The sequence below is a fragment of the Rhodococcus sp. ARC_M12 genome (assembly GCF_022810385.1).
GTDB lineage: Bacteria > Actinomycetota > Actinomycetes > Mycobacteriales > Mycobacteriaceae > Rhodococcoides > Rhodococcoides navarretei.
Genome location: NZ_JALGQI010000003.1, coordinates 275,910 through 289,887, shown reverse-complemented (window position 1 = coordinate 289,887; position 13,978 = coordinate 275,910). Strand labels below are relative to the sequence as shown.

Below are 13,978 nucleotides of genomic sequence, written 5' to 3'. Positions count from 1 at the left end.
GAAGTCGGGTAACCGATGCAGGTGACTGGTACTAATAGGCCGAGGACTTACCACAAAGAAGCTACGCGTCCACTGTGCAATATCTGAAACAACACACGAGTTGATTCAGCAAGCACAATCGAATACAGGTCCATGACGAAACACCACCCCTGACAGCACATGCGGGGGATGTGTTCTCCGACTGAGACCGCTCGTGACACTGTTTCACAGAGTTACGGCGGCCATAGCGGAGGGGAAACGCCCGGTCCCATTCCGAACCCGGAAGCTAAGCCCTCCAGCGCCGATGGTACTGCACTCGACAGGGTGTGGGAGAGTAGGACACCGCCGAACACAACTTGAACCAAACAACCCCCGAGCTCACGGTCGGGGGTTGTTTGCATTCGAAACCGTTACTGCTGCAACAGTATTCGTGGCCTTGTCCGTATTCGGTATCCCTGAATTCCAGGGCTCCGACATCTGCACCGCAAGTCCGATCATTGTGATGCGGGCGCGTGTCTCGCCCCCACCCGGGTCGCACACGCGAGCGCACTCGCCAGACGCGAGCAGAACAGCGACACCAGACCGCGCGCACCTGACAAACGCGCGCGCGTTCGCACAAGCCAGGCAGGGCGGCCGCGGCTCCGGCCATCCTGGACAGGGCCGGCCCCTGACGCCGGGCACCTGCCTCGCCAACTCCAACCCCCGTCGCAAACGCGAGCGCACTCGCCAGACGCGAGCAGAACCGTGAGACCAGACTGCGCGCACCTGACAAACGCGCGCGCATTCGCATAAACCAGAGGTTCCAGCTCCACGTCGCCGCCAATAGTGCCGATCGTCGACTCGTTCCTGTCACCCCCCACCCTGGTCGCAAACGCGAGCGCGTTTGCCAGACGCGAGCAGAACAGCGACACCAGACTGCGCGCACCTGACAAATGCGCGCGCGTTTGCGGGCCGCCGAACCGGACTGAACCCCAACAACTCGATTACTGCTCTCGAGGCGTGGCGGTCAGGGTAGGCGGGCTTACGCAACACCTGGATTCTGCAGACGCGCTCGCCTTCGCGAGGCGCGCGCAGAATCGTCAGCGATTTCGTGAGCGTTCGACAAACGTGAGCGCGTTTGCGAGGGGGACCGGGCAATAGAAGGCCGAGTCGTCAAAGATGAAAACGGCAGGGACGCAGGGCACTACACCTACTGAGCCCAACGATCGGGTCAGGCGTGGACGGCTTCGGAATTATCCGCCGCGACCTTGACGTCCTTCGGATTTGCGAGAACTGTTTCCGCAGACCGTCCGCGCAGGGTGACTGCATCACCGAATTCCCAACGATGCGCCTCGTCGTCGGCGGCACCATCTACTGCGGTCTTGGACGCAAGGATCGCCCCTGGAGCGTTCTTCGCCAGCTCGGAGAGGCGAGCGGCCTCGTTCACCGGGTCTCCGATGACCGTGTACTCGAATCGGGACTTCGCACCGACGTTGCCGGCGACTGCGCGTCCCGCCGCAACGCCCACTGCGGCACTGCATTCGGGGACTTCGACCAGCAACCGTCGGGCAATGGCTCGTGCTGCGGCCAATGCGGAGCCGCAGTGGTCGGTGATTTCGTTGGGAGCTCCGAAGATTGCCAGCGCAGCGTCGCCCTCGAATTTGTTGATGAAACCCCCGTGCTCGTCGACCTCGTCGACGACCACGGCGAAGAATCGATTGAGTAGGTCCACGACCTCGGTAGGGGGCCGGGATGCTGCCAGCTCGGTCGAACCCACGAGGTCGATGAAGAACACCGCGATGTCCCGTTCCTGTCCGCCGAGTTCGCTGTCGGACTGCAGTGCCTTTTCGGCAACCTCATGGCCGACGTGCCTACCGAAGAGGTCGCGGATCTTCTCCCGGTCGCGCACCCCGTCGGCCATCCGGTTGAATCCGCTCTGGAGCTCACCGAGTTCGGTGCCGTCGTACACCGCGAGGCGGACGTCCATGTTGCCCTTCTCCACCTCGGCCATCCCCGCCCGCACGTTGTTGATGGGCGAGGTAGTTGCGAATCCGCCGAGCACTGTCAATGCGAAACCGAAGATGATGGTGATTCCGCCGAGCGCAAGGATGGAGACGGCGAGCTGGTTGGCGCTCGTCTCGGGTCTGAGGAAGCGGAAGACCGCGATCATCATCAGTCCGGAGACCGGAACACCGGTCCCCAACAACCACGACAGGATCGACCGTCCCATGACACCGGCGATTCGGATACGACGTGGATCGCCTGCCTCGAGCGCCCGAGCCGCAATGGGGCGAAGCGCGAACTCACTGAGCAGGTAGCTGAAAGCGCAGACGACTGTGCCGCCCGCGGCGATCGTGAACGCAACTTTGGGTATCGCCTGAGGATCGATGATGCCGTCGATCGTGGTCAGCAGGATCAACGCGCCGGTCCACAGTGCAATCTGCATGCGCGTCAGGCGCCACGGCATGGCGAGAGTCGCGACCTGCTCGGACCGTGTCGGTCGACGATCCTCTATGCCCCACCGCAGGCTGCTCAGCGCGCTTGTGGTTCCACAGACGACGCCGACCAGGAAGGCGAGAAAGACGTAAACCGGCACGACGATGAAATTGACCCACCAGTATCGATCCATGTCCAAGACGTCCGGGCCCGGAACCACGACACTGATCAGAACGCCAACGATGACCGCGCCGATCAAGTTCGACAGGACCAAGAAGACGGTCAGCAGCAGCTGAATTCGGATCCGTCGTCGACGTGGCGACTCGGAGGTGTCGCCGAGCAGTCGGGAACCCAGGGGAGCGGCAGATCGTCTCAGTTGCGGCATGGTCGTCACAGACTAACGGGGGTCCTGCCTTAAGGTGGTCGAGTGCGTCTAGTTATTGCTCGTTGCCAAGTCGACTACGTCGGCCGCCTCACCGCACACCTCCCGTCCGCTCGTCGCCTGCTCCTCGTCAAGTCCGACGGATCGGTGAGCGTGCACGCGGACGACCGGGCCTACAAGCCGCTCAACTGGATGTCTCCGCCCTGCTGGACGGTCGAGACCACCGAGGGCGAGACGATCAAGTGGATCGTCACCAACAAGGCCGGCGAGGAACTTCGTATCACCATCGACGACGTCGAGCTCGACTCGAGTCACGAGCTCGGCATCGATCCCGGGTTGGTGAAAGACGGTGTGGAGGCCCATCTTCAAGAGTTGTTGGCCGAGCACGTCAGCACGTTGGGCGATGGCTACACGCTCGTTCGTCGTGAATACATGACGGCCATCGGACCGGTGGATCTGCTGTGCCGGAACGCAGATGGCGGAACAGTGGCAGTGGAGATCAAGCGGCGCGGTGAGATCGACGGCGTCGAACAGCTGACTCGCTATCTGGAGCTGCTCAATCGTGATCCCCTGCTGGCTCCGGTCAGCGGAGTGTTCGCTGCGCAGGTCATCAAGCCGCAGGCGAAGACGCTGGCCACCGATCGCGGTATTCGTTGTCTCACACTCGACTACGACGTCCTACGGGGAACCGACAGTACCGAGTTCCGTCTTTTCTGACGACTGTCGGTATCGGTCGACCCGTTCTCTACACTGGACGAGTGCCTCGTCGTAATCAGCCCCGCAGACCGAATCGGAGCGGTCCGAGTGATCTCGGTCCGCCCACCGATTCCGTGCTGGGTGGCAACCGGGTCGAGGTCGGTCCGGACGGAGACACCTACACGACGCGCATGGTCCCGGGCGCCAAGGCGGTCAAGACCTATCGCTGTCCCGGCTGCGATCACGAGGTGCGGCCGGGCGTCGCGCACATCGTTGCGTGGCCGTCGGACGACTTCGGCGGTGCAGACAATCGTCGGCATTGGCACACCGGGTGTTGGTCGGGCCGAAACACGCGAGGCCTCACCCGCAGGTGGTCGTAGCGGGGGAGGCCAGGCGCAGGACGAAAAGAGTCAGGACGTGGAGTCAGCCGATTCCTTCTCGTCCTCGGTTTTCGCTGCAGCTTTCTCTTCTTCCTTCTTCAGGATCGCGGTCGGATCGGGATTGTCGAGCAGTTCGCTCTCTCGATTGACCGAGGCGAGCATCGCCGGTACCGAATCGAGCTGCCCGCGAATTCCGAGCAGCTGAGCCAGGACCCGACTGCGCAGTACACGCAGCTCCTCGGCCAGTTCCTTGGAATGCGCGATCCGCCGCTCGGCCTGTTCGCTGGCGGACTGTAGCCGTCGCGCAGCCTCGGTCGTCGCCTCTTCGATGCGGCGGGCGGCATCGGACTTGCTCGACGCTTCGAGCTCTTCGAGGGCAGAGAGGACCTTGGTGCGGCGCTCGGCCATCGTGATCTCGAAGTCCTCCTGAACCTCGGCGCGCTTGGCCTCGGATTCGGCGGCCAGTTTGTCGCGTTCGGCCTGCGCGGCCTCGACCACGCGAGCCGCCTCGGTACGCGCCTGGGCCATGGTCTGCTCATGCTCGGCCTCGAGTGCCGTCCGGCGCTCTTCGAGTTCGGCCACCAGCGACTCGTGCCGTCCGCGCAGACGTGCACTCTCCTGCTGCGCAACCGAGATCATTTCCTCGGACTCCGAGTGCGCTTTCGCGCGGACCTCGGATGCCTCGTCCGACGCCAGCCGCAGCATGCGCGAGATTCGGTCGCTCATGCCCTCCGCGGTGGTGGGCGGAACCGACAGGCGATCGATGTCCTTGCGGAGTTCGTCGATCTCGTCTCGAGCGTCGTCGAGTTGCTTCGCCAGATCACGCGCCTGCGCTGCAGCTGCATCACGATCGGCGGTCGTCAGCCGTAGTTCGGCGTCGAACCGCTCGAAGTAGTTGGTGACTTCGTCGCGATCGAACCCCTTCCGGACGATGGAAAAGGGAAGTTGCACCGCGGAGGTGCGCTCATGATCGATGGCCATGGCCGTCAATTTACCGGTGAGTCAAGTAGAGAGCCATACGGCTGATTCACAGAGTTCGATCAGTGCGCGTCGGGGTTCGGTTCGACGAGTTCGATGAGCACGCCACCGGCGTCCTTGGGGTGGACGAAGTTGATCCGAGAATCGGCGGTGCCGCGGCGCGGGGCGTCGTACAGCAACCGAACGCCGCGAGCGCGTAGCTCGGTCGAGATCTCGTCGATGTCGGTGACGCGGTACGCCAGCTGCTGCAGTCCCGGGCCGTTGCGGCCGATGAACTTGGCGATGGTGGACGACTCGTCGATCGGCGCGAGCAACTGCAGTGCAGCGGACTTCTCCGGTGCTCCGGGGAACGAGAGCATCGCCTCCCGGACGCCCTGTTCCTCGTTGATCTCTTCGTGCACCGCAACCATCCCGAGGTGATCGGTGTACCAGGCGATGGCGGCGTCGAGATCGGGCACCGCGACACCCGCGTGGTCGATAGCCGTCACCAGGTCGGAGCGCAGCGGGGCTCCCGTGTAAGACTGCGTGCTGGAGGTCATGGCCATGACGTTAGCGCCAGCTGCGTTTCGGTGCTTCGCCCGGCCGGTATCGGCAGGCGGCGTCGGAGCGTTGATCTCGACAAGGCCGTCTTCACACTTTCGGAGGAAATCGTGACCACAACAGTCATCGTCGCCGGTGCTCGCACGCCGGTCGGGCGCTTCTCGGGCGCACTCAAGGACTTCTCGGGATCGGACCTCGGCGGGATCGCCATCAAGGGTGCACTCGAGAAGGCCGGTGTTGCTCCCGATCAGGTCGATTACGTCATCATGGGGCAGGTTCTCACCGCCGGAGCCGGCCAGATCCCGGCACGCCAGGCAGCTGTTGCTGCCGGCATTCCGATGACCGTGCCCGCATTGACGATCAACAAGGTCTGCTTGTCCGGTGTCGATGCCATCGCGCTGGCCGATCAGCTCATCCGCGCCGGAGAATTCGAGATCGTCGTCGCCGGTGGCCAGGAGTCGATGACCCAGGCTCCGCACATGCTCGAGAAGTCGCGCGCGGGATTCAAGTACGGCGATGTGACGATGCGGGATCACCTGGCGTACGACGGTCTCTACGACATCTTCACCGACCAGGCCATGGGTGCGCTCACCGAGCAGCGCAACCAGAACACCGAGGTCATCACTCGCGAAGAGCAGGACACCTTCGCCGCCGCGTCGCATCAGAAGGCCGCTGCGGCCTGGAAGAACGGCGTCTTCGACAACGAAGTGGTCCCGGTGTCGATTCCGCAGCGCAAGGGCGAGCCGATCCAGTTCACCGCGGACGAAGGCATTCGCGCCGACACCACCGTCGACTCCCTGGGCAAGCTTCGCCCTGCCTTCGACAAGGCCGGCACCGTCACCGCGGGTTCGGCGTCGCAGATCTCCGACGGTGCTGCCGCGGTCGTGGTGATGAGCAAGGAGAAGGCGGAGTCGCTCGGTCTGACGTGGCTCGCGGAGATCGGTGCCCACGGAGTGGTGGCCGGTCCCGACTCCACGCTGCAGTCGCAGCCGGCTCGCGCGATCGCCAAGGCATGCGAGAAGGACGGCATCGATCCGAAGGACCTCGACGTCGTCGAGATCAACGAGGCGTTCGCGGCGGTCGGAATCGCGTCGACACGAGAACTCGGCATCGATCCGGAGATCGTGAACGTCAACGGTGGAGCGATCTCGATCGGGCATCCCCTCGGCATGTCGGGAGCTCGCATTGCTCTGCACCTGGCTCTCGAGCTGCAGCGACGCGGCGGCGGAGTGGGCGCGGCCGCGCTGTGCGGCGGCGGTGGACAGGGCGACGCCCTCATCGTTCGAGTACCGAAGCAGTAGGACTCGTAGTGGCTCTGGAGAAGAACTGAGACCAGAGCCACTACGTTCTGTCGTAGCAAACCGGGCACAATAGCGGGCATGACCAATTTCTTCGACCTGAGCAGCACAGCAAAACGCTTCCGTTTCGTCGCCGTGCTCGAAGCGTTCACCTGGCTCGGACTGCTGATCGGAATGGCCTTCAAATACATCCCCGCCGACGGCAACGAGATCGGCGTCAAGATCTTCGGGCCGATCCATGGCGGCGTGTTCGTCGTGTACTTGGCCGTCGCCGTGCTGACGGCAGTGAAGCTGAAGTGGGACGTCAAGGCGACCTTGCTCGCACTCGTCGCGGCGTTTCCCCCGTTCGGCACGGTCGTCTTCGAGATCTGGGCGGTGCGCACCGGCCGTCTCGCCGAGTTGAGCACCGGACGACCAGCAGCCGACGCGAAGGTTCCGTCCTGACCGCCCGCCAGTGGATGACGCATCGCGTTAGTGACAAACTGTAGGGCGTGACTCGACCCGGTTCCCGTCCTCCCGCCCGCCCGTCAGCCGTCGTTCCCGCATCCATTGCCGGTGCCGTCGACCTGTCCGTTCTCAAGGACCGTCCGGCACCTGCGTCTGCACCTGCGGCCGAATCCGGCGGCGACGCGGGAGGATTGGCACCGATCGTGGACGTGACCGCGGCTACGTTCGAGGCCGAGGTTTTGCAGCGGTCCACACAGGTCCCGGTGATCGTCGATCTCGGTTCCGCCCGGTCCCCGCAATCGCAGGCGTTGACGCGACAGCTCGGCCAACTGGCCGTCGAGGCCGCAGGTACGTGGGTTCTCGCCCGAGTCGACGTCGATTCCAATCCGCAGATCGCGCAGGCGTTCGGTGTGAAAGCCATTCCGACGGTGGTCGCCGTTGCAGCCGGTCAGCCGCTGGCCGACTTCGAGGGAACGCAGTCGGACGAGCAGCTGCGTCAGTGGCTACAGGCCGTCGAGCAGGCGACTGCGGGAAAGCTCACCGGGCCTCCCGGAGTCGCGGCTGCCGAACCGGAACCCGAGATCGAGGATCCGCGGATCGTCGCAGCCGAAGAGGCCATCGACGAGGGCGACTTCGACAAGGCAGAAGCTGCCTACCAAGCGATCATCGACGCCGAACCGAAGAACACAGAGGCTGTCGCCGCGTTGCGACAGGTCAAGTTTCTCGCGCGTGTACAGAATCTGGCACCCGACGCAATTGCTGTCGCCGATGCCGACGCCGGAAACGTGCAGGCTCGGATCGATGCCGCGGACGCCGAGATGGCCGGTCAGCAACCGGAGCAGGCCTTCGCTCGTCTGATCGACGGAATCAAGATCAGTGCAGGCGACGACCGAACTACGCTGCGCACCCGTCTGCTCGAGTTGTTCGAGTTGTTCGACTCGGCCGATCCGCTGGTCGTCTCTGCACGGCGCAAGCTCGCTTCGGCGCTGTACTGACCCGTCAGTTGTAGCGCGCGTCGCACCGTTCCTTGCCGCCGAGAACTCCCGAACGGAACGCATCGACCCGAGAGAACCCGGACGGCAGCGTCGTACCGTTGATGTCGCTGGCGGCGAGGCCGTCGCTGAGCAGTCCCGATACCGCTTCGTCGAGGTCGCCGGGGGACAGCACTATGTCGAGGCCGGTGTCACCGTTCTCGGCGCTCATCGCCGAGGTGATGACGCCGGACAGACACGCCGATCGTAAGGCGGTCTGTGGGTCGTCGAGCCGCTGGCCTGCTTCCTTCTGCACCGCGAGCGTGTAGCGCGAGGCGAAGAGCACGTAGGCGCTGTAGTCACCGGAGACGTTGAGCGGCAAGATATCTCCGCGTTGTGGGGTCTCGGGTTGTCCGATTTCGGCCAGGTCCTCGACGTCGACACCGATGGTATTGGTCGACGGGCAGTACGACACCGGCGCGGTCGCCTCGGCGTCGGAACATCCGGTGTCCGACCCGGAGTAGTCGACGGCCGGCGGATCGGCCACGGGCAGCACCGCTTCGAAGGACCGAGTGAACAACCCGAGGGTGTCCTCGGTGACCGGTAGCTCACCGGAGTCGTCCGGGTCACTGAACTTCTGCGGCAACGATGCTCGACGCGAATCTATCTCGGCCTCGTCGATGCCGATGCAGGCTGCCGCGCCGTCGGTGAACCCGATCTGCACTGCGGTGACGCGCTCGAAGGCCGAACCGTGCACCGATTCGGGATCGTTGGGATCGACGTCGCGCACGGCAACGGTTGCTGCGAGAACGCCGTTGAGCCCGTCGGAGGTGTTGATGGTGAAGTGCGGCGCATCGTCTTCGGCGACGTGGCGGATGAACGCACCGGCGAAACAGTCGGCCTGTTGTTCGGCAACGATGGTCGGGGTGTCGTCGCCGACGAGACCCGACTGGTGCTGAATGGCATGGCCGTATTCGTGGGCGATCACCATCACCACCGACATCGGCCCGAAGGCATCGACCAGAGCCGGCAGCAGAATGGTGCGATCCCAGCCGATCGAGTCGTCGCGGGTGCAGTACGCGGCGTTGGGAATACCGCCGGTGCGGTCTCCGCAGAATCGGACGCCCGATCCCTCGTCCTCGGACGCGTCCCACGAGACGATCTCGGACACCGGGGTGAACGAACCCTTGAACAGGTTCGGATACTGCTGTTCCCAGAATCGTTGGATGTCGTCGACCGCGTTCGTGGCGAGGATGTCGGAGTCGGTGCCCTCGGCGTTCTCGACTGTGATGGTCGAATCGGGGACACCGGGACGCGGTCCGCTCGGGCCGCTGGTGACGGGAAGTCCGGCGACGCTGAACGGATTCTCGTAGATCGATACGGCGTTTCCGCTGACGGTCTGCGCGCAGGCGGTCAGCACGAGCAGCCCTGCGGTGGCGGCCGCGGCCAGAAGTCGGGGTGTGCGGCCGCCACTCATCTACTGCTCCAGTTTGATCCAGATCGCCCCGTTGGCAGGTAGGGCGACCTGGCCTGACGCCGGTCGACCGTGCCACGAGTGCGATGTTGCCGTCACTTCACCCAGGTTGCCCACACCGGAGCCGCCGTATTCCGTTGCATCGGTGTTGAGAATCTCGATCCAACGGCCTGGTTCCGGTAGTCCCACACGATAGCTGCCGTGCTCGGTCCCGGAGAAGTTGAAAATACACGCGATGACCGAACCGTCGGACCCGTACCGCAGAAAGCTCAGCACGTTGTTCTCGGTGTCGTTGGCGTCGATCCACGAGTACCCGCTGGGGGAGGTGTCGAGTGTCCACAGTGCCGGATGTGACCGGTAGGTCGAGTTGAGATCGGACACAAGGGTTTTGACGCCGTTGTGCAGTGGCTCCTCGTCGATCTGGTACCAGTCCAGACCGCGTTCCTCGGACCACTCACGAGTCTGTCCGAACTCCTGTCCCATGAACAGCAGTTGCTTACCGGGGTGCGCCCACATGTAGGCGAGCATGCCGCGCAGACCGGCCGCCTTGGCGTAGTCGTCGCCGGGCATCCGAGTCCACAGCGTGCCCTTGCCGTGCACCACCTCGTCGTGGCTGATGGGAAGCAGATAGTTCTCGCTCCACGCGTAGACGAGCGAGAACGTGACCTCGTGGTGGTGGTAGCTGCGGTGGATGGGATCACGCCCGAGGAAGCCAAGGGTGTCGTGCATCCAACCCATGTTCCACTTCATGTTGAACCCGAGTCCGCCGACATTCGTCGGGCGGGTGACGCCGGGCCATGCCGTCGACTCCTCCGCCACAGTGACGACACCGCGGTGCTTCTTGTGCACCGTTGCGTTCATCTCCTGCAGGAAGGTGACGGCCTCGAGGTTTTCACGGCCCCCGTAGATGTTCGGCGACCAGCCGCCTTCGGGACGGGAGTAGTCCAGGTACAGCATCGACGCCACCGCGTCGACCCGCAGCCCGTCGATGTGGAACTCGTCGATCCAGTACAGCGCGTTCGCGACCAGGAAGTTGCGAACCTCGCGTCGTCCGAAATCGAAAACGAGTGTGCCCCAGTCGAGTTGCTCGCCGCGCTGCGGGTCGCCGTGCTCGTAGAGCGGGCCACCGTCGAACCGGGCCAGGGCCCATTCGTCCTTGGGGAAGTGCGCGGGCACCCAGTCGACGATCACGCCGATTCCGGCGCTGTGCAGGTGGTCGACGAAGTAGCGGAAATCGTCGGGGCTGCCGAACCGCGAAGTCGGTGCGTAGTACGACGTGACCTGGTAGCCCCAGGAGCCGCCGAACGGATGCTCGGCGACCGGGAGCAGCTCCACGTGGGTGAAGCCGGTCTCGGTGATGTACTCGGCCAGTTGCTCGGCGAGCTCGCGGTACCCGAGGCCCGGTCGCCAGGACGCCAGGTGGATCTCGTAGACGCTCATCGGAGCCTGCGTCGGCTCGATGCCGGCCCTGGTATCGAGCCAGGCGTCGTCGTTCCAGGTGTACGAGGATGCGGTGACGACCGAGGCCGTCGACGGGGGGATCTCGGTGGCGAAGGCCATCGGATCGGCCTTGTCCTTGACCGAGCCGTCGGAGCCGTGGACGCGGAACTTGTACAGCGCGCCCGGCGCGATGTCGGGAGCGAAGACTTCCCACACGCCGGTCGATCCGAGTGCTCGCATCGGCCAGCTTCGCCCGGTCCAGCCGTCGAAGTCGCCGACGAGCGTGACGCCCTGGGCAGCGGGAGCCCATACCGCGAACGACGTGCCGGTGACGGGGCCGTCCGGTGTCGCGTAGGACTGCTGATGTGCGCCGAGGATGTCCCAGAGCCGTTCGTGCCTGCCCTCGCCGAACAGGTGGAGATCGAGTTCGCCGAGAGTGGGCAGGAACCGATACCCGTCGGCGGACTCGGAGACGTGTCCACCGGGCCAGGTCACCACGAGCCGATAGTCGATCAGGTCCTCGAACGGCAACAGCACCGAAAAGAGCCCGTGCGCGACGTGGGTCAATTCGTGGTCGACGCCACCGATGCGGGCGACGACCTTCTCGGCGTCGGGTTTGAGCGCTCGAATCGCCGTGCCGCCCGGCATCGGGTGAGCGCCGAGTACGGAATGCGGGTTGTAGTGCCGCCCCGCGGCGATGAGTTCGAGATCGTTGTCGGACGGGGCTGCGACGGTGTCTTCGGGCGTCGTCGGATTCTCGGTCACGTTGAATCCCTTCACTTTCGGTTGCCGCGGTAGGCCAGTTCGATTCGTGCCGGGTATGGGATGTGGGGGAGCGTGAAGATGTGCGCCACCGACGTCCAGGGCTCGAGCCGGACGAAATTGGTGTGGCCCCAGTCGTAGTGGACGCCACTCACTTCGTCCTTGATCGTGAGGGTGTCCTGCCAGTCGTGCCCGAGGGCGGGCATGTCCAGGTGGATCGTGCCTTCCTCGGCCCCGAATGGATTGAGGTTGATCACCACCAGGATCGAGTCACCGGTCTGCGGGTCGAACTTGGAGTAACCGATCAACGCCTCGTTGTCGATGCTGTGGAAGTGGATGTTGCGTAGTTGCTGCAGCGCCGGATGTGCACGCCTGATCGCGTTCAGCGTGGTGATCCAGGGCTCGAGCGACTCGCCGCGGGCGAGTGCACCCTCGAAGTCGCGTGGACGCAACTGGTACTTCTCCGAGTCCAGGTATTCCTCGCTGCCTTCGCGCACGGCCTGGTGCTCGAACAGCTCGTAGCCGGAGTAGACGCCCCAGGTCGGAGCCATCGTTGCTGCGAGAGCTGCTCGGAGAGCGAACATTCCGGGCCCGCCGTGCTGCAGGCTCTCGTGCAGGATGTCCGGGGTGTTGACGAACAGGTTCGGACGTGCGTCGTCGGCGCGTCGTGCATGCTCTTCGGCGAACTCGGTCAGCTCCCATTTCGCAGTACGCCAGGTGAAGTACGTGTACGACTGGGTGAAGCCGCGCTGCGCCAAGCCGTACATCCGTACCGGACGGGTGAAGGCCTCGGCGAGGAACAATACGTCCGGGTCGGTCTTCTTGACCTCGGCGATGAGCCATTCCCAGAAGTCCGGCGGCTTGGTGTGCGGGTTGTCGACTCGGAAGACCTTGACACCCAGCGAGATCCAGTATCGGACCACGCGAAGCACTTCTTCGTAGATGCCACGGCGGTCGTTGTCGAAGTTGACCGGGTAGATGTCCTGGTACTTCTTCGGGGGGTTCTCGGCGTACGCGATAGTGCCGTCCGGCAGCACCGTGAACCACTCGGAATGCGTTGCAGCCCAGGGGTGGTCGGGAGCGGCCTGGAGGGCGAGGTCGAGTGCAACCTCCAGGTCGTGCTCCTGTGCGGCTGCGACGAAGGCGCGGAAATCGTCCTCGGTGCCCAGCTCGGGATGGATGGCGTCGTGTCCGCCGTCCTTCGATCCGATGGCCCACGGTGACCCGACGTCCTCCGGGCCCGGGGTCAACGTGTTGTTCGGGCCCTTGCGGTTGATGGTGCCGATCGGGTGGATCGGCGGCAGGTAGACGATGTCGAATCCCATGCGCGCGACGCGAGGCAACTGCTCGATCGACGTTGCGAACGTGCCGTGCCGCGGTGATCCGTCTTCGTTCCACCCCCCGGTCGACCGTGGGAAGAACTCGTACCAGGCACCGTTGAGAGCGAGATTGCGATCGACCCAGATGTTGACGGCACGCGAGCGGGTCACCAGCTCGCGCAGGGGGTGCGCGAACAACAGGTCGGCGACCGACGACGCGAACGCCGAGGACACGCGGGCCGGGAGCGGGCGGTCGGTGTCGCGCAGCGCGGCGGCGACGTCGGCCAGCAGTTGCCTGCTCTCGGCAGGAACTCCGGTGGCAGCGCGCAGGAACAGCCGTGCACCGATCTCCAGGTCGTTCGCGAGTTCGTGTGCACTCTGGCCCACTCCGAGCTTGGCTTCGACCGCATGGCGCCAAGTGCTGATCGGGTCGCTCCATGCTTCGATGCGGCAGATCCAGTAACCCGGCCGAGAGGGGACGAACACCGCGTCGAACGTGTCGGGTTCGCGGCCCGGTGTCATCGGGATGCGTTCGAGTTTGCCTCCCGGTCCCCGCACCGACAGTGTGGCGGCCACCGCGTCGTGACCCTCGCGCCAGACGTCGGCGGAGACCGGAAAGGTCTCGCCCACCACCGCTTTCGCGGGGTATTTCCCGGTCGTCGTATCTGGAAGGACATTGTCGATACCAAGTCGACCTGTCACTTCACACTCCATTCTTCGCTAGAGGTATGGCTGCGCGGGCGCAACCTCTTGTCGAACCGATATTGGTGTGCTTCTACTCGTCAACCGTAGTGCAGCAGCGGAGATGGCGCGTGCGCCGACGCATACTTTCCGCGCCCTACGCAGCAGAGCAGATTTCACGTAAGACACCCATCGACACCGGTGTCCGTGGGTAGG

11 protein-coding genes and 1 rRNA gene are annotated in these 13,978 nt (G+C 64.4%); 6 read left to right on the top strand and 6 right to left on the bottom strand.

Going from position 1 to position 13,978, the window contains the following annotated elements; genetic code table 11:
* Nucleotides 1–213 precede the first annotated feature (213 nt).
* Nucleotides 214–330, top strand: a 5S ribosomal RNA gene (gene rrf, locus MTX35_RS06610).
* 859 nt (nucleotides 331–1,189) lie between these two features.
* Here the strand turns inward: rrf and MTX35_RS06605 are convergent.
* Nucleotides 1,190–2,779, bottom strand: coding sequence for an adenylate/guanylate cyclase domain-containing protein (locus MTX35_RS06605; protein ID WP_243594196.1), 1,590 nt, complete (start codon nucleotides 2,777–2,779; stop codon nucleotides 1,190–1,192).
* A 42-nt stretch (nucleotides 2,780–2,821) separates the two neighbouring features.
* Between MTX35_RS06605 and nucS the strand changes: the two genes are divergently transcribed.
* Nucleotides 2,822–3,493, top strand: a complete 672-nt coding sequence (nucS, locus tag MTX35_RS06600; protein WP_243594195.1) for an endonuclease NucS — start codon at nucleotides 2,822–2,824, stop codon at nucleotides 3,491–3,493.
* Between the two features lie 41 nt (nucleotides 3,494–3,534).
* Nucleotides 3,535–3,852, top strand: coding sequence for an ATP/GTP-binding protein (locus MTX35_RS06595; RefSeq protein ID WP_243594194.1), 318 nt, complete (start codon nucleotides 3,535–3,537; stop codon nucleotides 3,850–3,852).
* A gap of 30 nt (nucleotides 3,853–3,882) precedes the next feature.
* On the opposite strand, the gene MTX35_RS06590 is transcribed toward MTX35_RS06595, so the two are convergent.
* Nucleotides 3,883–4,833, bottom strand: a complete 951-nt coding sequence (locus tag MTX35_RS06590) for a hypothetical protein (RefSeq protein WP_243594193.1) — start codon at nucleotides 4,831–4,833, stop codon at nucleotides 3,883–3,885.
* Nucleotides 4,834–4,892: 59 nt separating this feature from the next.
* Nucleotides 4,893–5,375 (bottom strand): methylmalonyl-CoA epimerase, encoded by a 483-nt coding sequence (mce, locus tag MTX35_RS06585; protein ID WP_374230246.1) that lies wholly within the window; start codon nucleotides 5,373–5,375, stop codon nucleotides 4,893–4,895.
* Between the two features lie 105 nt (nucleotides 5,376–5,480).
* On the opposite strand from mce, the gene MTX35_RS06580 reads away from it, so the two are divergent.
* The 3 genes from MTX35_RS06580 (at nucleotide 5,481) to MTX35_RS06570 (ending at nucleotide 8,110) form a co-directional block, all read left to right on the top strand.
* Entirely contained in the window at nucleotides 5,481–6,671 is a 1,191-nt protein-coding gene (locus tag MTX35_RS06580; RefSeq protein WP_243594191.1) for an acetyl-CoA C-acetyltransferase, read from the top strand.
* Between the two features lie 78 nt (nucleotides 6,672–6,749).
* On the top strand, nucleotides 6,750–7,112 hold the full coding sequence (locus MTX35_RS06575; protein ID WP_279395703.1) for a DUF3817 domain-containing protein: 363 nt from the start codon (nucleotides 6,750–6,752) through the stop codon (nucleotides 7,110–7,112).
* Nucleotides 7,113–7,159: 47 nt separating this feature from the next.
* The gene (locus MTX35_RS06570) at nucleotides 7,160–8,110 is read left to right on the top strand and encodes a tetratricopeptide repeat protein (protein WP_243594190.1); all 951 of its coding nucleotides are present in this window, start codon (nucleotides 7,160–7,162) and stop codon (nucleotides 8,108–8,110) included.
* A gap of 4 nt (nucleotides 8,111–8,114) precedes the next feature.
* Here MTX35_RS06570 and MTX35_RS06565 read toward each other — a convergent pair whose 3' ends face one another.
* Genes MTX35_RS06565 through MTX35_RS06555 form a run of 3 tightly spaced genes read right to left on the bottom strand, consistent with a single transcriptional unit; the run spans nucleotide 8,115 to nucleotide 13,783 of the window.
* On the bottom strand, nucleotides 8,115–9,563 hold the full coding sequence (locus tag MTX35_RS06565) for a metallopeptidase (RefSeq protein WP_243594189.1): 1,449 nt from the start codon (nucleotides 9,561–9,563) through the stop codon (nucleotides 8,115–8,117).
* The gene (glgB, locus tag MTX35_RS06560) at nucleotides 9,564–11,765 is read right to left on the bottom strand and encodes a 1,4-alpha-glucan branching protein GlgB (protein ID WP_243594188.1); all 2,202 of its coding nucleotides are present in this window, start codon (nucleotides 11,763–11,765) and stop codon (nucleotides 9,564–9,566) included.
* A gap of 11 nt (nucleotides 11,766–11,776) precedes the next feature.
* Nucleotides 11,777–13,783 carry an alpha-1,4-glucan--maltose-1-phosphate maltosyltransferase gene (locus tag MTX35_RS06555; protein WP_243594187.1) on the bottom strand — a complete coding sequence of 669 codons (2,007 nt, stop codon included), beginning with the start codon at nucleotides 13,781–13,783 and terminating at the stop codon, nucleotides 11,777–11,779.
* Nucleotides 13,784–13,978: the final 195 nt, after the last annotated feature.

What these genes read in the sequence shown, in the direction of transcription:
- MTX35_RS06605 (WP_243594196.1), bottom strand. Translation starts at nt 2,779, where the DNA reads ATGCCGCAACTGAGACGATCTGCCGCTCCCCTGGGTTCCCGACTGCTC.
- MTX35_RS06590 (WP_243594193.1), bottom strand. Translation starts at nt 4,833, where the DNA reads ATGGCCATCGATCATGAGCGCACCTCCGCGGTGCAACTTCCCTTTTCC.
- mce (WP_374230246.1), bottom strand. Translation starts at nt 5,375, where the DNA reads ATGGCCATGACCTCCAGCACGCAGTCTTACACGGGAGCCCCGCTGCGC.
- MTX35_RS06575 (WP_279395703.1), top strand. Translation starts at nt 6,750, where the DNA reads ATGACCAATTTCTTCGACCTGAGCAGCACAGCAAAACGCTTCCGTTTC.
- MTX35_RS06565 (WP_243594189.1), bottom strand. Translation starts at nt 9,563, where the DNA reads ATGAGTGGCGGCCGCACACCCCGACTTCTGGCCGCGGCCGCCACCGCA.